Raw genomic sequence first — 18,691 nt, forward strand, 5'->3', positions numbered from 1 at the left:
CTATCCTTCTTCATTCAACAACAGCGTGTTTAGCTCGCTCAGTACCTGCTGTGGGGTAATGTCGATCAGGCTCTGGTGATAGCCTTCGGCCGCATCGCCTTTGCGTACTTTGTGATAGCCGGTAATCAGGCGAATCACCCGTGCTTTGTGCGATAGCGGCGGGGTGAAATCCGGACTGCTGGGTCCATAAAGCGCGACCAGCGGGCGATTAAGTGCCGCGGCAACATGCATCAGGCCTGAGTCATTGCTGACGACCGCTTTACAGGAGGCGAGAAGAATGACCGCCTGCTCCAGTTGGGTTTCCCCGGCCAGATTGCGGCACCAGGCCTGCTGTTCAACGCTGAGTGTCGCGAGAATTTGATTGCCTGCGTCGTGATCTTTCGCCGAGCCAAACAGCACAATCTGAAAGCCTTCATCGATCAGCTGTTTTGCCAGTTCCGCATAGTGATAGTGTGGCCAGCGTTTGGCCGGGCCAAACTCAGCGCCGGGGCAAAAACCAATCAATGGACGCTCTGCTGAGAGGCCAAAGGCAGCGCAGGTCTGGGCTTTTTCGCCCTCATTCACCTGCAACTGCGGCCACAGTAGCGGCTGCGGCAAATCTTTCGCCGACGCCATCACGCCTTTATCGTAGGCCAGTGCCACATAGCGTTCGACCATCAGCGGCCAGGCCTGCTTGTCTAAAACGCGAACATCGTTCAGTAAGCCGTAGCGCATTTCGCCGCGCCAGCCGGTACGGCGAGGCACTCGGGCAAAGAAGGGTACCAGAGCCGATTTAAAGGAATTCGGCAGGACATATGCCCTGTCATAGCGTTTTTCGCGCAGGCTGTGACCCAGCCTACGGCGTTCGCCAAGTTCCAGCGCCCCGTGGCCGAGCGGCATCGGGATCGCCTCGTTGACTTCCGGCATCCGCGATAACAGCGGACGGCACCACGCAGGTGCCATCACGTCGATTATCGCCTGGGGATAGCGCGCCTTGAGCGTGCGATAGAGACTTTGCGACATCATCATGTCGCCCACCCATGACGGGCCTATCACCAAAATTTTCATTCACTTCATCCTTCAAGCTGTCTCTGCGTTGGCTGCCTTTGTTCACCCCAGTCACAGCGTTATTCTATGCTCCCGGGGACTCACTCAGTTGCCGCCTTGATACCGCTTTAATGATTTTATGAATGGGTGCCGTTATCGCGGTTCAGCCAGGCCATATATTCCGTTACGCCTTCGGCAACGGTTTTGAACGGCTTGTCATAGCCCGCGGCACGCAGGTTGGTTAAATCAGCCTGGGTGAATGCCTGATAGCGACCTTTCAGTTTATCCGGGAACGGAATGTATTCGATGCTGCCTTTTTTGTGGAACGCCAGCGTGGCATCGGCCACGGCCTGGAACGATTCCGCACGACCCGTGCCGAGGTTGAAAATGCCGGATACGCCGTTTTCCCAGAACCACAGGTTGACTGCCGCCACATCGCCTACATAGACGAAGTCGCGCTTGAAGCTGTCGCTGCCTTCAAACAGTTTCGGGCTTTCACCATTATTCAATTGGGTGTTGAGGTGGAACGCCACGCTCGCCATGCTGCCTTTGTGACCTTCGCGCGGACCGTAGACATTGAAATAGCGGAAACCGACAACCGGAGAGTTCGCTTCCGGCAGGATCTGACGGACATATTCATCGAAGAGGAATTTGGAGTAACCGTAGACGTTCAGCGGTTTCTCATATTCGCGGGATTCGATAAAGTCGCTAGTGCGTCCGCCGTAGGTAGCCGCAGAAGAGGCATACAGGAACGGAATTTCACGCTCCAGGCAGTAGTGCAGCACCTCTTTGGAGTACTGATAGTTGTTATCCATCATGTACTTGCCATCCCACTCGGTGGTGGACGAGCAGGCGCCTTCGTGGAAAATAGCCTCGATATCGCCGAATTCTTCACCCGCCATAATCTGGATAAGGAAGTCTTCTTTGTCCATGTAATCGGCAATATCCAGATCCACCAGGTTCGCAAACTTGGTGCCGTCTTTCAGATTGTCCACCACCAGAATGTCGGTGATGCCTTTATCATTCAGGGCTTTAACGATATTGCTGCCAATAAAACCCGCGCCGCCGGTAACGATAATCATAACTATGACCTTTGAATTGTGGAGCTCCGAGACTATCTCAGACACTAATGATTCTTATCATACCATCTCATTGCCAGCCCGACAGCCATTGACGGACAGGGCATAATCTTACACGTGATTTATGCTACAAAATGTGCAACAGGTGATGCGTCATCTCGTATCAACGTATAGCTTTGGGTAATATGTGCCGAAATTTGCCCAGTCTGGAGAATTGCGATGCGTGGGGATTTTTACAAGCAGTTAACGAGCGACCTGGAGACCGCACGTGCGGAAGGGTTGTTTAAAGAAGAACGCATTATCACGTCGGCCCAGCAGACTGATATCACCGTGGCGAATGGAAGCCATGTCATTAACTTCTGCGCCAATAACTACCTGGGGCTGGCCAACCATCCTGAATTGATTGCCGCCGCGAAAGCGGGGATGGACAGCCACGGGTTCGGTATGGCCTCTGTACGTTTTATCTGCGGCACGCAGGACAGCCACAAGCAGCTTGAAAAGAAACTCGCTGAGTTCCTCGGTATGGAGGATGCGATCCTGTATTCCTCCTGTTTCGATGCCAACGGCGGTCTGTTCGAAACTCTGCTGGGCGCGGAGGATGCGATTATTTCCGATGCGCTGAACCATGCATCGATCATTGACGGCGTACGTTTGTGTAAAGCGAAGCGTTTCCGCTATGCCAATAACGACATGCAGGAGCTGGAAGCGCGTCTGAAAGAGGCTCGCGAAGCCGGCGCTCGCCATGTCCTGATTGCCACCGATGGCGTCTTCTCGATGGACGGTGTGATTGCCAACCTGAAAGGGGTCTGCGACCTGGCGGACAAGTACGATGCGCTGGTCATGGTCGATGATTCCCACGCGGTGGGGTTTGTCGGCGATAACGGTCGTGGCTCGCACGAGTACTGCGACGTCATGGGCCGTGTGGACATCATCACCGGTACGCTGGGTAAAGCACTCGGCGGCGCGTCTGGCGGTTATACCGCAGCGCGTAAAGAAGTCGTCGAGTGGCTGCGTCAGCGCTCACGCCCGTATCTGTTCTCCAACTCGCTGGCGCCAGCGATTGTCGCTGCCTCCATTAAGGTGCTGGAGATGGTGGAAGCGGGGAGCGCGCTGCGCGACCGTCTGTGGTCTAACGCACGTCTGTTCCGTGAAAAAATGAGTGCGGCAGGTTTTACCCTGGCAGGCGCCGATCACGCCATCATTCCGGTGATGCTGGGGGATGCGGTGGTGGCACAGAACTTTGCCCGCGAGTTGCAAAAAGAGGGGATTTACGTGACCGGCTTCTTCTTCCCGGTAGTGCCAAAAGGCCAGGCACGTATTCGTACCCAAATGTCTGCCGCTCATACCCCTGAGCAAATCGAACGTGCGGTGGATGCCTTTACCCGCATCGGTAAACAACTGGGCGTCATCGCCTGAGGACGTAAGATGAAAGCGCTATCAAAGCTGAAAGCGGAAGAAGGCATCTGGATGACCGATGTGCCGGCTCCGGAAATCGGCCATAACGACCTGCTGATTAAAATTCGCAAAACCGCTATTTGCGGTACCGATGTGCATATCTATAACTGGGATGAATGGTCGCAAAAAACGATCCCAGTACCGATGGTGGTCGGGCACGAGTACGTTGGCGAAGTGGTTGGCATCGGCCAGGAAGTGAAAGGTTTTAAAATCGGCGACCGCGTTTCCGGTGAAGGCCACATTACCTGCGGTCATTGTCGTAACTGCCGCGCGGGTCGTACGCACCTGTGCCGCAATACCGTGGGTGTCGGCGTCAACCGCCCGGGCTGTTTTGCCGAATATCTGGTTATTCCCGCGTTCAACGCGTTCAAAATTCCGGACAACATTTCCGACGATCTGGCCTCTATTTTCGATCCGTTCGGCAATGCGGTGCACACCGCGCTCTCCTTCGACCTGGTCGGGGAAGACGTGCTGGTCTCCGGCGCTGGCCCGATTGGCATTATGGCGGCGGCGGTGGCAAAACACGTTGGCGCGCGCCATGTGGTTATCACTGACGTGAATGAATACCGTCTGGAGCTGGCGCGTAAAATGGGCGTTACCCGCGCAGTGAACGTGGCGAAAGAGAACCTGTCCGATGTGATGGCCGAGCTGGGAATGACAGAAGGTTTTGATGTCGGGCTGGAAATGTCCGGTGCGCCGCCAGCCTTCCGTACCATGCTCGATACCATGAACCACGGCGGTCGTATTGCGATGCTCGGTATTCCGCCGTCTGATATGGCAATCGACTGGAATAAAGTTATCTTCAAGGGTCTCTTTATTAAAGGTATCTATGGTCGTGAAATGTTTGAGACCTGGTACAAAATGGCGGCATTAATTCAGTCCGGACTGGATTTGTCCCCTATTATCACTCACCGTTTCGGCATTGATGACTTCCAGAAAGGATTTGATGCGATGCGTTCTGGACAGTCTGGTAAGGTAATCCTTAGCTGGAACTAAAAATAAAGACGCCTGCGGGCGTCTTTCTCTTATCCCTTCCTGTTTTCACCTTTCAATCGCACAAAAGGCACAATTTCCGTAACAGTGTTCTACATTAGAAAGTAAAGTTCGTTGACGATCCGTTTAACCTTTTCAGTGCGGCTAATTATGTTCAAACTTTCGGTGTGTCTGTTAACCTGCAATTCCGCTCGCTTATTACGGGATGTGCTCCCGCCACTGCTTAAAATCGCGGATGATTTTGTGGTTCTGGATTCCGGCAGTACAGACGCGACGCTGGATATTTGTCGGGAATATGATCTTCATGTTCATTATCATCCATATGCGATGCATGGCGCGCAGATGAACCACGCAACCAGCCTGGCTGCGTATGACTGGGTGCTCTGTATGGACAGTGATGAAATTCTTGATGAGCAGACGGTAAATTTTATTCTGCAGCTAAAAGCCGGTGAGGAGCCGAGTGCCGATCAGGCGTGGCGTTTGCCGCGTGACTGGTATGTGCTGGGCGAACAAACTCGCACGATATATCCTATATCTTCACCTGATTTCCCTGTGCGCTTATATAATCGCCGCAAGGCGCGGTTTAACAATCGTGCCGTCGATGATCAGGTGGAAGGTTATTCGACATCGACAAAAATACCGGGGCATGTGCGCCACGATACGTTTTATTCACTGCATGAAGTATTCAGCAAACTTAATAGCTACACCACGAGGCTGGTGAAATATCAGAAAATCCGTCCATCAATTGGACGTGGAATTATCAGCGCCATCGGTGCGTTTTTTAAATGGTATTTATTTAGTGGCGCGTGGCGAAACGGCAAAGTGGGCGCGGTGACGGGTTTATATGCCACCTTGTACAGTTTTCTTAAATATTTCAAGGCCTGGTATGCCCACAATGGCCACAACGATGAAAAAAACGTTGTGGCAGAAGAAAAGAAAAACACCCGCACAGTTTAGGGGTGTTTTTTCCCCCAGCCTTGCCATTCATTCGTGACATATTTCATCAGCGTACTTTCACTAATGCTGTCCTTCACAACCGTAAAGAAACGGCTGGCATAGACGGGCTCTGGTTTATGTGGCGCTTTGCACAACTTCACGCCCCGGAATGGGTTACGCGGTGGCTGATTATGTGGCAACGCCTGGCCCGGCGTTGAGCTATCTGTCTGCGGTTCATTCAGCAGGCTTCCCGCGCGAACCAGGGTGATATCCGCAGGCAGGTTGTAGAGCATCTGCTGCAGTACGCGCACCGTTGTCGGATGCGGGTGGCCGATAGCAATCGCAGAACCGCTACGGCGCGCCAGATCGACGGCTCGATTAAACTGATAGCGAATGTCGCTCTCGTTTTGCGTGTCATCAAGAAACACTTTGCGTTTAATAACCTTCACGCCGGTACCGCTCGCGGCGCGCATCGCCTGGCTGTTGCCGATGGTCATGCTGTCCAGAAAGTAGAGATCATAATGCCCCAGAACCTGCATCACCTTCTGCATACCAAACAGGCTGGAAGTCATGGCACTGCCCATATGGTTGTTTAACCCGGTCGCATAGGGCACTTTACTGACCGCATCGCTAATGATGCGCTCAATCTCCGCGCTGCTCATATCCGGGCGCAGGGTATCTTTTTCCAGCGGCTGTTTGCTTAAGGGGGCCATAGGCAGGTGGATTAGCACCTCATGCCCGGCGTTATGGGCTTTGGTAGCCATCTCTTTTGCGTGCGGCGCGTTTGGCAGCACGGCAACGGTGACTGCCGCAGGCATGGCGATAACCTGATTTTCGGTCTGTGGGCGATAGCCGAAATCATCGACAACAATGGCGAGTTTGCCGGCAAACGCTGGCACGGAAAAAGCCAGCATGCTGGCAACGACAACAACAACGCGACGAAATTGAAGCAAAACTTATCTTCCCAACCACGGCTGTGGATTGACCGCCTGACCCTGGCGGCGAATTTCGAAATAAAGTGAAGGTCTACCCTGACCGCCACTGCTCCCGACAAGGGCTATCGGCTGACCGGCGCGGACTTGCGCGCCTACGCTCACCAGCGCGCTCTGGTTGTAGCCGTACAAGCTCATATCGCCCTTGCCGTGTTCAACCACGACCACCAGGCCATATCCCTGCAGCCAGTCGGCGAGGATCACCCGCCCGTCGGCCACGGCTTTGACTTCGCTACCCTCAGACGCGCCGATAACAATCCCTTTCCAACGTAGCTCACCCTGCAGCTGTTCGCCATAGCGATGTAGCAACGGACCGCGAACGGGCCAGAAAGCCTGGCCGGATGGCGCACCCAGTCCACCAGTACGGGACATCAGTGAACGTTCGCCTTCGGTCGGTTTGTAGGTGGTGCCTTTACGGGATGCATCTTGTTGTTTTTCACGTACGGCCTGCGCTTCGCGAGCTTCACGCTCGGCGCGCGCTTTGGCGGCGGCTTCGGCACGGGCCAGTCGATCGCGCAAGCGGGATTCGTTCGCGCGCAGTTCGCCTAACTGTTGCTGCCCTTCCTGGATAGATGACTCCAGCCCGGCGAGCGTTTTCTTACGCTCGCTGAGCGCTTGTTCCAGCTTCGCCTGCTGTGCTTTTTGTTCGTACATCAGCGTTTGCTGCTGGCTCTGCTTTTCTTCCAGCTCCGCCTTCTGCGTGGCAACCTCTTCGCGCGTTTGCTTGAGTTGCGCGATAGTCTCCTGCCGGGCCTGATTGAGATAGCCAAAATAGGCCTGCAGGCGTTGCCCGCGTTGGGTTTCTTCGCCACTGAGAATCAACTGAACGCCAGTATGTTGGCCCTGGCGGAACGCGGCATCCAGCTGGGCGGCCAGATTATGCTCTTGCGTCGCTTTCTGTTTTTCCAGTTTGGCAATCGATGCGTTCATGGCATCAATTTGCTTATTGAGCTGGGCGAGGGTGTTCTGTGTTTCGCGCAGTTGCCGCGTGGCTGCGGAGATGGCGACTTCCTGCGCTTTGAGTTGCGCAAGCAGGCCGGAACGCTGCTGTTGCTGCTGGCGTACGTCGCGTTCTTTTGCGGCGATATCCGCCTGAATGGATTTTAACTGGTCGCGGTCATCCGCGTGGGCAGAAAAGGCGCACAACAATGCGCCAGCGCTAAAAGCGCTGGCGCAAAGCAAAGGCCTGACTGCGGCCAATGTGACAGAAAAAATCGCCTTTCCCCTCATGGGGAGCGATTATTCCACGATGAACAGCGGCTTACCAGTCATCTCTTTCGGGATTTCCATGCCCATCAGGGTCAACATGGTCGGTGCGATATCGGAAAGTTTGCCACCTTCGACAGCTTTCAGCGCTTTATCGCCAACGTAAATCAGCGGGACTGGCAGGTTAGTATGGGCAGTGTGCGCCTGGCCGGTTGCCGGGTCACGCATCTGCTCAGCGTTACCGTGGTCGGCGGTGATCAGCAGCTGACCCCCAACGGATTCCACCGCTTTGGTTACCTGCTCAATACAGTGATCCAGCGCTTCAACCGCTTTGATTGCCGCTTCCATCACACCGGTGTGACCGACCATGTCGCCGTTCGGGTAGTTACAAATGATGGTGTCGTACTTACCGCTGGTGATAGCGCCAACCAGTTTTTCTGTCAGCTCTGCGGAGCTCATTTCTGGCTGCAGATCGTATGTTGCCACTTTCGGAGAGTTAATCAGAATACGGTCTTCGCCGGGGAACGGCTCTTCAACACCGCCGTTAAAGAAGAACGTCACGTGAGCATATTTTTCCGTTTCAGAGATACGCAACTGAGTTTTGTCTTTCTTCGCCATCCATTCGCCGAAGGTATTCGCCAGGGAGGCTGGCGGGTATGCAACGGCGGTTTTGATGTCTGCGGCATATTCGGTCAGCATGACAAAATCGAGGTTCACCACTTTTTTCCGGGCGAAACCGTCGAAATCGCTGTTAACGAATGCGCGGGTGATTTCGCGCGCGCGGTCTGCACGGAAGTTCATGAAAATCAGCGTATCGCCGTTTTCCATTGCCGCATCGGCTTGACCTTCAGCGCGGATCACGGTGGCTTTCACAAATTCATCGTTTTCGTCGCGCGCATAGGCCGCAGCCAGGCCTTCAACGGCGCTGGCAAACTGGAATTCGCCTTTTGCCAGTGTCATCAGGTCATAAGCTTGTTCTACGCGGTCCCAACGATTGTCGCGGTCCATAGCGTAGTAACGACCAATGATGGATGCCACACGGCCTTTGCCCAGCGCGGCGAATTTGTCTTCAAAACGTTTCAGTGAGGACTCAGCGCTACGCGGCGGCGTATCGCGACCATCCAGGAACGCGTGCAGGTAGATTTTTTCCGCGCCGCGCTCAGCGGCCAGCTCGACCATGGCCAGGATGTGGTCTTCATGGCTGTGAACGCCGCCGGCAGACAGCAGGCCCATGATATGAACGGCTTTGCCCGCAGCAACGGCTTTATCAACCGCGCCTGCCAGCACCGGATTGCTGAAAAAAGTGCGTTCTTTGATTTCAACATCCAGACGGGTCAAATCCTGATACACGATGCGGCCTGCACCCAGGTTGACGTGCCCCACTTCGGAGTTACCCATCTGGCGGTCTGGCAGACCGACTTCCAGACCAGAAGCGTCAATCAGAGTATGCGGGCGTTTGGCCCACAAGGCGTCCATAACGGGAGTTTTTGCGCTGTAAATTGCGTTATCCTGCTGCTCTTCGCGATAGCCATAGCCATCCAGGATCACCAGTACCATAGGTTTTTTAGAAACCGACATTGCGACAACCTCATGCTCAAAGACGAAAAATTTGCGTAATTTTACTACAGCTGAATCGATAAAATAGCCGCAGAAGATCAAAGAATACCGCCGCAGGCGGTGAGGATTTCGCGGCGTTGATGATTTTTTTTCGTAACAGTCCGCAGAAAATGCATTCCATTACGCTCGCTGGCTGTATTTGCTACACCGCACAGGTATACTCCTTTCCTGGTTTTTACTCACTGATTCGGGAGCTGTTACCCCCCATGCAAGAAATTATGCAATTTGTTAGTCGCCACCCCGTACTTTGCCTCGCCTGGGTTGTATTACTGGGGGCGGTGCTGTTCATGACGTTCAAAAGTTTCGCATCGAAAGTGAAAGTGATCACCCGCGGTGAAGCGACACGTCTGATCAACAAAGAAGATGCTGTTGTCGTGGACTTGCGCCAGCGCGATGATTTCCGAAAAGGTCATATCGCAGGCTCCGTGAATTTGCTGCCAACCGAAATCAAGGCCAATAATGTAGGTGAGCTTGAGAAACACAAAAGCAAACCGGTTATCGTCGTGGACGGCTCCGGGATGCAGGCTCAGGAACCTGCAAACGCGCTGATCAAGGCCGGTTTTGAGCAAGTTTTCGTGCTCAAAGAAGGCATCGCAGGCTGGAGCGGCGAGAATCTTCCGCTGGTACGCGGCAAGTAATATTCAGAGGAACAGTCATGGCCAATATTGAGATCTACACCAAAGCAACCTGCCCGTTTTGCCATCGCGCAAAAGCGCTGCTGAGCAGCAAAGGCGTTTCTTTTGAAGAACTGCCGATCGATGGCGACGCGGTTAAACGCGAAGAGATGATTAAACGTAGTGGCCGTACGACGGTACCGCAGATTTTTATTGATGCACAGCACATTGGCGGCTGTGATGATTTATATGCGCTGGACGCGCGCGGTGGGCTCGATCCGCTGTTGCGTTAATGCATAGACGAAGTGATTCACGTTGCGTCAAGGCCGACAAACAGAGGCAGCCTGAAGAATAAAGCGTATTAAGGACAACACTTAAGGGTTTTAGACATGTCTGAACAAAACAACACGGAAATGACTTTCCAGATTCAACGCATCTACACTAAAGATATCTCTTTCGAAGCACCGAATGCTCCACACGTGTTTCAGAAAGACTGGCAGCCGGAAGTGAAACTGGATCTGGATACTGCATCCACTCAGCTGGCTGAAGGCGTTTATGAAGTGGTACTGCGTGTTACCGTTACCGCTTCCCTGGGCGAAGAAACGGGCTTCCTGTGCGAAGTACAGCAAGGTGGTATCTTCTCCATTGACGGTATCGATGGTAATCAGCTGGCGCATTGCCTCGGTGCGTATTGCCCGAACATTCTGTTCCCTTACGCGCGTGAGTGCATCACCAGCCTGGTTTCCCGCGGTACTTTCCCGCAACTGAACCTTGCGCCGGTGAACTTTGATGCGCTGTTCATGAACTATCTGCAGCAGCAGGCTGGCGAAGGTGCTGAACAACATCAGGATGCCTGATGAACGCACGCAATGCTGAAATGACTGTGATCGGTGCCGGCTCTTACGGCACCGCTCTTGCCATCACACTGGCAAGAAATGGCCACCAGGTTGTTCTCTGGGGCCATGACCCGAAACATATTGCGACCTTACAGCATGACCGCTGTAACGCCGCTTTCCTTCCTGATGTGCCTTTTCCTGATACGCTTGCGTTGGAGAGCGATCTCGCTTCCGCTCTGGCGGCCAGCCGTAACATTCTCGTAGTCGTACCAAGCCATGTGTTTGGCGATGTTTTACAACAGATTAAACCGCTGATGCGTAGCGATGCGCGCATTGTCTGGGCCACCAAAGGTCTGGAAGCCGAGACGGGACGCCTGTTGCAGGACGTCGCGCGTGAAGTGCTGGGCGATGCGATTCCTCTGGCGGTTATCTCCGGCCCGACCTTCGCGAAGGAGCTGGCGGCAGGTCTGCCAACGGCGATTTCTCTGGCATCGACTGACCCGGTATTTGCCGAGGATCTCCAGCAATTGCTGCACTGTGGTAAAAGCTTCCGCGTCTATAGCAATCCGGATTTTGTCGGTGTGCAGCTTGGTGGTGCGGTGAAAAACGTCATTGCCATTGGCGCAGGGATGTCGGACGGCATCGGTTTTGGCGCTAACGCCCGAACGGCGCTTATCACCCGCGGTTTGACCGAAATGTCGCGTCTGGGAACGGCGCTGGGCGCCGATCCTGCCACCTTTATGGGTATGGCGGGGTTAGGGGACCTGGTGCTGACCTGTACCGATAACCAGTCGCGCAACCGTCGTTTTGGTATGGCGCTGGGGCAGGGAATGGACGTGCAAACGGCACAAGACCAGATTGGTCAGGTCGTTGAAGGCTACCGCAATACCAAAGAAGTTCGCGCTCTGGCGCATCGGTTTGGTGTCGAAATGCCAATAACCGAGGAAATTTATCAGGTATTGTATTGCGGAAAAAATGCGCGCGAGGCAGCATTGACCTTATTAGGTCGCGCGCGCAAGGACGAGCGCAGCAGTATTTAGCATGCACTTCATCCTTCGCGTTGCCTCTTTGTTGGCTTCCGCTGCGTCCCGGGTCACTGACTTATGTAGGTGCCCGGGGATTCCAGCCTCGCCGTCGCGACGCAGCAAGAATGATTTTGTGTTTATGTCCTCAGCCAGTTAAGCAGTGACTGGCTGAACTTATTACGTCTGGAGTAAGCAATGCCGTGTGAAGAACTGGATATCGTCTGGAATAATATTAAAGCCGAAGCCCGGGCGCTGGCGGACTGTGAGCCGATGCTGGCCAGTTTTTACCACGCAACGTTACTCAAGCATGAAAACCTGGGCAGCGCGCTGAGCTATATGCTGGCAAACAAGCTGGCGTCACCCATTATGCCTGCCATCGCCATTCGTGAAGTGGTGGAAGAAGCCTACGCGGCTGACCCGGAGATGATCGCTTCCGCGGCCTGCGATATTCAGGCGGTGCGTACCCGCGACCCGGCGGTGGATAAATACTCCACGCCGCTGTTGTATTTGAAAGGCTTTCACGCGCTACAGGCTTACCGCATTGGCCACTGGTTGTGGAACCAGGGACGCCGCGCGCTGGCCATTTTCCTGCAAAATCAGGTCTCAGTATCGTTCCAGGTTGATATCCACCCAGCGGCCAAAATCGGACGCGGCATCATGCTCGACCATGCCACAGGCATTGTGGTGGGTGAAACCGCGGTCATTGAAGACGATGTGTCGATTCTACAATCAGTGACGCTGGGCGGTACTGGCAAAACCAGCGGCGATCGTCACCCGAAAATTCGTGAAGGGGTAATGATTGGCGCCGGGGCGAAGATCCTCGGCAACATCGAAGTGGGGCGCGGCGCGAAAATCGGCGCAGGCTCCGTGGTGTTGCAACCTGTGCCGCCGCATACCACTGCCGCAGGCGTTCCGGCGCGCATTGTCGGCAAGCCGGAATCTGACAAACCCGCGATGGATATGGATCAGCATTTTAATGGGATTAACCACGGGTTTGAGTACGGTGACGGGATTTGATTTAGTGCCCGGAGGCGATGCTACGCATCTGTCCGGGCTACAAAGCCGAGCGCTTTCTGGTAGCCCGCACAGGCGCTACGCGCGCCTCCGGGAGAACGCTGATTCAGCTCCGCAGTACCGCGCCAGGGTATCCCAGCTGGCGCCAGGCTTCATACACCACCACCGATACCGCATTAGACAAGTTCATGCTGCGGCTGTCCGGCATCATCGGAATACGGATTTTTTGCTGCGGCGGTAAGACGTCCAGGATTGATGCCGGTAATCCGCGCGTTTCCGGGCCAAACATCAGAAAGTCCCCGTCCTGATAGTTCACCGCACTGTGCGCTGGCGTCCCTTTGGTGGTGAGAGCAAACAGACGTTCCGGCTGTTCAGACTCGACAAAGGCTGCGTAATCATGATGGCGCTTTACGGCGGCAAACTCATGATAATCCAGCCCGGCACGGCGCAGGCGTTTATCATCCCAGGTAAAACCCATGGGTTCGATGATATGCAGGCGAAAGCCCGTATTGGCGCATAAGCGGATGATGTTCCCGGTATTCGGTGGGATTTCTGGTTCGAATAAAACGATGTTTAACATGCTGCCCCCTTGATAGCGGGGGCAGGATAGCAGAATTTTTTCTGACCCTCACCCTAACCCTCTCCCGGAAGGAGAGGGGACTTTTCCTCTGCCCGGTGTGAAACTGGGTGTTTTTTCTCCCTCTCCCTGTGGGGACTTTTCCTCTGCCCGGTGTGAAACTGGGTGTTTTTTCTCCCTCTCCCTGTGGGGACTTTTCCTCTGCCCGGTGTGAGACTGGGTGTTTTTTCTCCCTCCCCCTGTGGGAACTTTTCCTCTGCCCGGTGTGAAATTGGGTATTTTTTCTCCCTCTCCCTGTGGGGACTTTTCCTCTGCCCGGTGTGAGACTGGGTGTTTTTTCTCCCTCTCCCTGTGGGAACTTTTCCTCTGCCCGGTGTGAAATTGGGTGTTTTTTCTCCCTCTCCCTGTGGGAGAGGGCCGGGGTGAGGGCATCAGACAGCTCTTACTTACGCTGCATCCCCCTGCGACAACGGTGCCAGCGCCGCAGGAACCTTAGCCAGCTCCTGCACCAGCGCGTCTTTACTGATCTCACTGATGGATTTTGCCCCGGTCAGTGTCATCGCTACCCGCATCTCTTTTTCGATTAAGTTCAGCAGATTAGCGACACCGGCGCGGCCATGCGTCGCCAGTGCGTAGAGATACGCACGCCCCAGCAGCACCGTGTCTGCGCCCAGCGCAATCATCCGCACGACATCCAGCCCGTTGCGAATGCCGCTGTCCGCCAGAATCGCGATATCGCCTTTTACCGCATCGGCAATGGCGGGCAAAGCACGGGCGGAAGAGAGCACGCCATCGAGCTGACGCCCGCCGTGGTTTGATACCACAATCCCGTCTGCGCCAAAGCGTACCGCGTCACGCGCATCTTCTGGATCAAGGATCCCCTTGATCACCATCGGGCCATCCCAAAATTCACGGATCCACTCAAGGTCTTTCCAGGAAATGGAGGGATCAAAATTATTCGCCAGCCAGCCAATGTAATCTTCCAGCCCTGTCGGCTTCCCCAGATAGGTGGAGATATTCCCCAGATCGTGCGGACGACCGTTGAGTCCCACATCCCACGCCCATTGAGGATGTGTCACTGCCTGCCAGTAGCGGCGCAATGCGGCGTTTTGTCCACTCATGCCGGAATGAGCGTCGCGGTATCGCGCCCCAGGTGTGGGCATATCAACGGTAAAGACCAGCGTGGAACACCCCGCCGCTTTGGCACGCTCCAGCGCGTTGCGCATAAAGCCGCGATCGCGCAGGACGTATAACTGAAACCACATCGGACGTTTGATAGTTGGCGCTACTTCTTCAATCGGGCAGACAGAAACGGTCGACAAGGTGAACGGAATGCCTTTGTCGTCCGCCGCCCCTGCAGCCTGGACTTCCCCCCGGCGCGCATACATGCCGCACAGCCCCACCGGTGCAAGTGCTACCGGCATACTCAGTTTCTCGCCAAAAAGGGTGGTTTCCGTGCTCAGCGCTGACATGTTCTTCAGCACCCGCTGGCGCAGGGCAACCTGACCCAAATCCTCCACGTTTCGACGCAACGTGTACTCCGCGTAAGCACCACCGTCGATGTAGTGGAAGAGGAAAGGGGGCAGAATGCGTTGGGCGGCAGCGCGGTAGTCGCTGGCGGCGGAAATGATCATGCTTTATCTCCAGAAGGAAGCGTGGGTCGTTCGTCGGGCAGGCGGGTAATGCGCGCACGGCGAGCCTGGTCTTCATCAAATTGACGAATCGTAGTGTGAACAAAACCAAGGTGCGCCATCATCGCTTCGCGGGCGCTCCCGGCATCTCCGGCAAAAATGGCGTCCATAATTTCACGGTGCTGCCCGGTGAGTTGCGTAAAGACCGGAGGAACCTGGTACATGCGCTGGCGGCTCTGTTTCACCGAGCTTTGCAGCAAATCGAAAAAGCCGCGCATGGTCTGTAGCAGCACAAGGTTATGCGAGGCTTCGGCAATTGAGAGGTGAAAGCGCACATCGGCCTGCGAGGCGAGATCCGGATCATCTACAAGAGTGGCCTCAAAGCAGAGACGGATTTTCTCCTTCTCGATAGGGGTCGCCCGTAGCGCCGCATGCCAGGCGGTACTCCCCTCAATAGCATGGCGTGCTTCGAGGATATCGAAGCTGTAATCCGGATCATCTTCGAGCAGCGTTTTTAACGGCTGGACGATGTTGTGTTCCGACCATGCTTCATGCTGCCATCGCACGAATGTGCCACCGCCATGACGACTCAGCAAAACGCCTTCGCTGATGAGTTTGGCGATGGCTTCGCGCAGAGAGTTACGCGACACGCCAAGCTGCAGGGCGAGCTGACGTTCAGACGGTATTCGCATACCGGCCTCCAGCCCTCTGTCGCGGATGAGTGTTCGGATTCGCCGTGCAACATCCTCAGAAAGACGCTCTGCTATCGCTGTCATGGTGTGCCCCATTACCTGTGTGCGTGGAAAAGTGGTACTGCCAGTCAGCGGCAGCGCTTTACCCTGTACATTAGGTTAATCGGGTGTTTTGTAATGGCAATGTTAATTTTATGTGATTTTGCGGGGTGTGAACTGACACGCATTAACGTGTAAAGTGGTAGGGCCACTTGAAGTCCATTCCATCAGGCTATCTTGCGTACTAGTTTGAACCTGGGCAGTGCTCAAACAAGACGCAGAGTGTTTTGAACGTCCGCAGGGCGGTCCCGTCGGGATAAGCGAAGCACAAAATCCTCACCTACTACGTGTACGCTCCGGTTTTTCCGCCCTGTCCAGGCTTAAACTTTCTACGCTGATTACGCCAGATGGGATGGATTTTAACGGAAAAAAGGCTCCCCTTCGGTTAAGAAGGGGAAACGGGATTAAAACTCGCTCTTCGCGAAGCCTGTCATCTCTTTGAGGCCCATTTCGCGGCCCAGCGCGGTCATCGGGTGCACAACCACAATGCCTCGCACGCTTTTTTTCAGCTTACCCAGATCGGCCTGTTCTTTTTTGGTGATGGCGCGCTTGAACGGCATGCTCACCAGCTTTTGTGCTTCTTTGCTGAGTTTCTGGCTGTACTGACCACGCAGACGTTCGATTTCAGCTTCGATCGTCTCTTTTTCTTTCTCCAGCTCCGCGTATTTTTCGGCGGATTCCACCAGCGACAAACCAGCCTGCTGGTGACGGATAGCGTCCAGACGATCGCTCAGGCGTTTAATTTCGTTCTTTTCAACTTCTTTCATAGGAATGTGTTTCTGTTGATTAAAATATAAGGATACCGCATTGCGGCGAACAACCCCAGAAAAGCACGGAAACACTAAAAGTATCCCGCATGCAGGTCCATCTTTGTTTTACGGTTGGGCGAAAAGGAGAGGAGAAAATGGCTAAATTAGGTGACTACACCCCACAAATCATCGATAAAGCGATTGATTTTATCGCTTCAAGCCAGGCGTTCCGTGAATACCTGGCGCATCAGCGTAAGCAAGACCGTGTTCCTGACGATATTCCGACAGATAAAGTCGAGATGTACCGGGAACGGCTGGAATATTATCGCCAGCTTTACCGGCCTGCGTGTGTTCATGAAGAAGAGACAGAGTAAACCGGCTGATAAACCTGGCGAGCTTATTTCTGAAATGCTTTTTTCAGGCTGATTCGGGAAATCAGCTCAGTCAGGGAAAGCACCATCGTTGAACGAACGACCTGCTGGTAACGTTGTTTTTGCATAGCGAACAGGTCGGGGTCGCTGGTATCAAAGGGCGGCGTTGCAGGCAGCGCCGCCACGCAGTGCAGTTCGCCAAACGGCCCCAGGATTTCATCATCCGTGAAAGCGTATTCTGTGCCGTCGTGATTCAGTTCTTCACGTAACGCCATCAACAATTCCGCATCTTCATACTCATGCCGACTGATTACACCCAGCCCATAAATCAATTTTAAGCGCACGGACAAATTGCCCAGCGGTCCATCTCCGTCAAGCAACGGCTCTACAGCGTATTTCACTGCATAGTCGTCTTTGCGGAAGACCTGAAGCACCAGGATATTTACCGCCTCGGTCAACAACTCGACGGCGGCAATCAGAAAGCTTCGTACGGTTTTGCCAGCATTCAGACGCTCGAGCACACGGTTTTCGAAAGCCTGTGTTAGTTCCATTATTGCCTGCATATCTGACAATCTTGTTAACAGGCGCGGGATGTCCCGCGCCAAACTCGGCATCATGCCTTTGCGTTGTATGCGTTAACAGCTTCGGCTACCACCTCGCTTGCTGCGTCCAGACCGGAGATCTGTACCAGCGCGGCCTGTGGGCCTTTTTCTTCAATTAAGGTCGCTAATTCCTGCGCCTGTGGATCTTGTTCACTGCGGTAATGCATGGCAGCGGCGATACCTTTTACCAGGTTCGCGTGCGGTAAACCATATTCCAGCGTGCCGAGCAGCGGCTTGATCAGACGATCGCCTGCGCTCAGTTTACGCAGCGGCTGACGGCCTACGCGCTCAACATCATCTTTCAGGTATGGGTTCTCAAAACGACCAAGGATTTTTTCGATATACGCGGCGTGTTTGGCAGCATCGAAGCCGTAGCGCTTGATCAGAACCGCGCCACTCTCTTCCATTGCGCCTTTCACCACTGCACGGATGCTGTCATCCAGGATGGCGTCGCGAATGGTCTGATGACCGGTCTGTTGTCCAAGGTACGCGGTTATAGCATGCCCGGTGTTTAACGTGAAGAGCTTGCGCTCAACAAACGCCATCAGATTGTCGGTTAATTCCATGCCCGGGATGTTTGGCAGGTCGCCAACAAACTGGGTTTTGTCGACAATCCACTCGCTAAAGGTTTCTACGGTCACTTCCAGCGGATCGTTTGTGGCAGATTCAGAAGGCGGAACAATGCGGTCTACTGCGGAATCCACGAAGCCGACATGGGCTTCAACCCACGTTTTATCTTCTGCTGCCAGCGCGTTGAACACATGGCCTTTTAGCTGAGAAGTGCCGCGCACCATGTTCTCACAGGCGATGATATTCAGCGGCGCCTCTACACCCTGCGCTTTACGTTTTGCCAGGCCTTTGGCGATGGCCGGCGCGATACGCTCCAGAACAACCGGACCAACGGCAGTCGTCACCAGATCGACAGAGGCAATCAGCTCAACGACTTCGTCGCCGACGCTGCTCACCGCGTTAACGCCGGACACGGTGTCAACCTGCTCGTTTTCACCAACAACATGGACCTGATAGCTATGACGGGCATTAAGGGCGTCGAGAACCACCTGATTAACATCGGCGAATGTCAGCGTAATTCCCGCGTCAGCCAGCAGTTTGCCGATGAAGCCACGTCCGATATTACCTGCGCCAAAATGTAATGCTTTCATAGAATTAACCTTAATCA

The 18,691-nt window shown here is 54.4% G+C and carries 20 protein-coding genes; 9 read left to right on the forward strand and 11 right to left on the reverse strand.

Going from position 1 to position 18,691, the window contains the following annotated elements:
* Together rfaF and rfaD are read right to left on the reverse strand one after the other, a co-directional pair.
* Positions 1-1,047 (reverse strand): ADP-heptose--LPS heptosyltransferase RfaF, encoded by a 1,047-nt coding sequence (gene rfaF, locus L2097_RS17700; protein WP_047372604.1) that lies wholly within the window; start codon positions 1,045-1,047, stop codon positions 1-3.
* A gap of 116 nt (positions 1,048-1,163) precedes the next feature.
* Positions 1,164-2,108 carry an ADP-glyceromanno-heptose 6-epimerase gene (gene rfaD, locus L2097_RS17705; RefSeq protein WP_047372605.1) on the reverse strand — a complete coding sequence of 315 codons (945 nt, stop codon included), beginning with the start codon at positions 2,106-2,108 and terminating at the stop codon, positions 1,164-1,166.
* A gap of 216 nt (positions 2,109-2,324) precedes the next feature.
* Between rfaD and kbl the strand changes: the two genes are divergently transcribed.
* The 3 genes from kbl to L2097_RS17720 all read left to right on the forward strand — a co-directional run bounded on the left by kbl (position 2,325) and on the right by L2097_RS17720 (position 5,510).
* The gene (gene kbl, locus L2097_RS17710) at positions 2,325-3,521 is read left to right on the forward strand and encodes a glycine C-acetyltransferase (RefSeq protein WP_250353399.1); all 1,197 of its coding nucleotides are present in this window, start codon (positions 2,325-2,327) and stop codon (positions 3,519-3,521) included.
* A gap of 9 nt (positions 3,522-3,530) precedes the next feature.
* Positions 3,531-4,556, forward strand: coding sequence for an L-threonine 3-dehydrogenase (gene tdh, locus L2097_RS17715; protein ID WP_250353400.1), 1,026 nt, complete (start codon positions 3,531-3,533; stop codon positions 4,554-4,556).
* 147 nt (positions 4,557-4,703) lie between these two features.
* Positions 4,704-5,510, forward strand: coding sequence for a glycosyltransferase family 2 protein (locus tag L2097_RS17720; protein WP_250353401.1), 807 nt, complete (start codon positions 4,704-4,706; stop codon positions 5,508-5,510).
* Here the strand turns inward: L2097_RS17720 and L2097_RS17725 are convergent.
* The 3 genes from L2097_RS17725 to gpmM are packed head-to-tail and all read right to left on the reverse strand — an operon-like array spanning position 5,507 to position 9,265.
* Positions 5,507-6,442 carry a divergent polysaccharide deacetylase family protein gene (locus tag L2097_RS17725; protein WP_250353402.1) on the reverse strand — a complete coding sequence of 312 codons (936 nt, stop codon included), beginning with the start codon at positions 6,440-6,442 and terminating at the stop codon, positions 5,507-5,509. The genes L2097_RS17720 and L2097_RS17725 overlap by 4 nt on opposite strands.
* A gap of 3 nt (positions 6,443-6,445) precedes the next feature.
* Positions 6,446-7,711: a murein hydrolase activator EnvC gene (gene envC, locus L2097_RS17730; RefSeq protein ID WP_085005075.1), complete on the reverse strand. Its 1,266-nt coding sequence runs from the start codon at positions 7,709-7,711 to the stop codon at positions 6,446-6,448.
* Between the two features lie 9 nt (positions 7,712-7,720).
* Entirely contained in the window at positions 7,721-9,265 is a 1,545-nt protein-coding gene (gene gpmM / locus L2097_RS17735) for a 2,3-bisphosphoglycerate-independent phosphoglycerate mutase (protein WP_250353403.1), read from the reverse strand.
* Positions 9,266-9,510: 245 nt separating this feature from the next.
* Between gpmM and L2097_RS17740 the strand changes: the two genes are divergently transcribed.
* The 5 genes from L2097_RS17740 (at position 9,511) to cysE (ending at position 12,796) form a co-directional block, all read left to right on the forward strand.
* A complete protein-coding gene (locus L2097_RS17740) occupies positions 9,511-9,942 on the forward strand; it encodes a rhodanese-like domain-containing protein (protein WP_085005165.1) in 432 nt (143 codons plus the stop codon).
* A gap of 17 nt (positions 9,943-9,959) precedes the next feature.
* Positions 9,960-10,211 (forward strand): glutaredoxin 3, encoded by a 252-nt coding sequence (gene grxC / locus L2097_RS17745; RefSeq protein WP_039080134.1) that lies wholly within the window; start codon positions 9,960-9,962, stop codon positions 10,209-10,211.
* A 96-nt stretch (positions 10,212-10,307) separates the two neighbouring features.
* Entirely contained in the window at positions 10,308-10,775 is a 468-nt protein-coding gene (gene secB / locus L2097_RS17750; protein ID WP_039080135.1) for a protein-export chaperone SecB, read from the forward strand.
* Positions 10,775-11,794, forward strand: a complete 1,020-nt coding sequence (gene gpsA, locus L2097_RS17755; RefSeq protein WP_250353404.1) for an NAD(P)H-dependent glycerol-3-phosphate dehydrogenase — start codon at positions 10,775-10,777, stop codon at positions 11,792-11,794. The genes secB and gpsA overlap by 1 nt, the downstream gene beginning before the upstream one ends.
* A 180-nt stretch (positions 11,795-11,974) precedes the next feature.
* Complete coding sequence (cysE, locus tag L2097_RS17760; RefSeq protein ID WP_047372612.1) at positions 11,975-12,796, forward strand: serine O-acetyltransferase; 822 nt, start codon at positions 11,975-11,977, stop codon at positions 12,794-12,796.
* 103 nt (positions 12,797-12,899) lie between these two features.
* On the opposite strand, the gene trmL is transcribed toward cysE, so the two are convergent.
* From trmL to L2097_RS17780, 4 genes are all read right to left on the reverse strand, one after another.
* Complete coding sequence (gene trmL, locus L2097_RS17765) at positions 12,900-13,373, reverse strand: tRNA (uridine(34)/cytosine(34)/5-carboxymethylaminomethyluridine(34)-2'-O)-methyltransferase TrmL (RefSeq protein ID WP_047372613.1); 474 nt, start codon at positions 13,371-13,373, stop codon at positions 12,900-12,902.
* Positions 13,374-13,816: 443 nt separating this feature from the next.
* On the reverse strand, positions 13,817-15,004 hold the full coding sequence (gene lldD, locus L2097_RS17770; protein ID WP_250353405.1) for an FMN-dependent L-lactate dehydrogenase LldD: 1,188 nt from the start codon (positions 15,002-15,004) through the stop codon (positions 13,817-13,819).
* Positions 15,001-15,777: a transcriptional regulator LldR gene (lldR, locus tag L2097_RS17775; RefSeq protein WP_250353406.1), complete on the reverse strand. Its 777-nt coding sequence runs from the start codon at positions 15,775-15,777 to the stop codon at positions 15,001-15,003. Before lldR ends, lldD begins: the two co-directional genes overlap by 4 nt.
* A gap of 419 nt (positions 15,778-16,196) precedes the next feature.
* A complete protein-coding gene (locus L2097_RS17780) occupies positions 16,197-16,559 on the reverse strand; it encodes a YibL family ribosome-associated protein (RefSeq protein ID WP_085005070.1) in 363 nt (120 codons plus the stop codon).
* Positions 16,560-16,696: 137 nt separating this feature from the next.
* Between L2097_RS17780 and L2097_RS17785 the strand changes: the two genes are divergently transcribed.
* Positions 16,697-16,915, forward strand: coding sequence for a hypothetical protein (locus tag L2097_RS17785; RefSeq protein ID WP_047372617.1), 219 nt, complete (start codon positions 16,697-16,699; stop codon positions 16,913-16,915).
* A gap of 23 nt (positions 16,916-16,938) precedes the next feature.
* Here the strand turns inward: L2097_RS17785 and mtlR are convergent, their stop codons facing one another.
* Both mtlR and mtlD read right to left on the reverse strand, forming a co-directional pair.
* Positions 16,939-17,526: a mannitol operon repressor MtlR gene (gene mtlR, locus L2097_RS17790; protein WP_103245146.1), complete on the reverse strand. Its 588-nt coding sequence runs from the start codon at positions 17,524-17,526 to the stop codon at positions 16,939-16,941.
* A complete protein-coding gene (gene mtlD, locus L2097_RS17795) occupies positions 17,526-18,674 on the reverse strand; it encodes a mannitol-1-phosphate 5-dehydrogenase (RefSeq protein ID WP_284454056.1) in 1,149 nt (382 codons plus the stop codon). The genes mtlR and mtlD overlap by 1 nt, the downstream gene beginning before the upstream one ends.
* Positions 18,675-18,691 lie beyond the last annotated feature (17 nt).

Origin of the sequence: Citrobacter sp. MNAZ 1397, from assembly GCF_023613995.1 — a bacterium.
In the GTDB taxonomy this organism is placed as follows: Bacteria; Pseudomonadota; Gammaproteobacteria; order Enterobacterales; family Enterobacteriaceae; genus Phytobacter; species Phytobacter ursingii.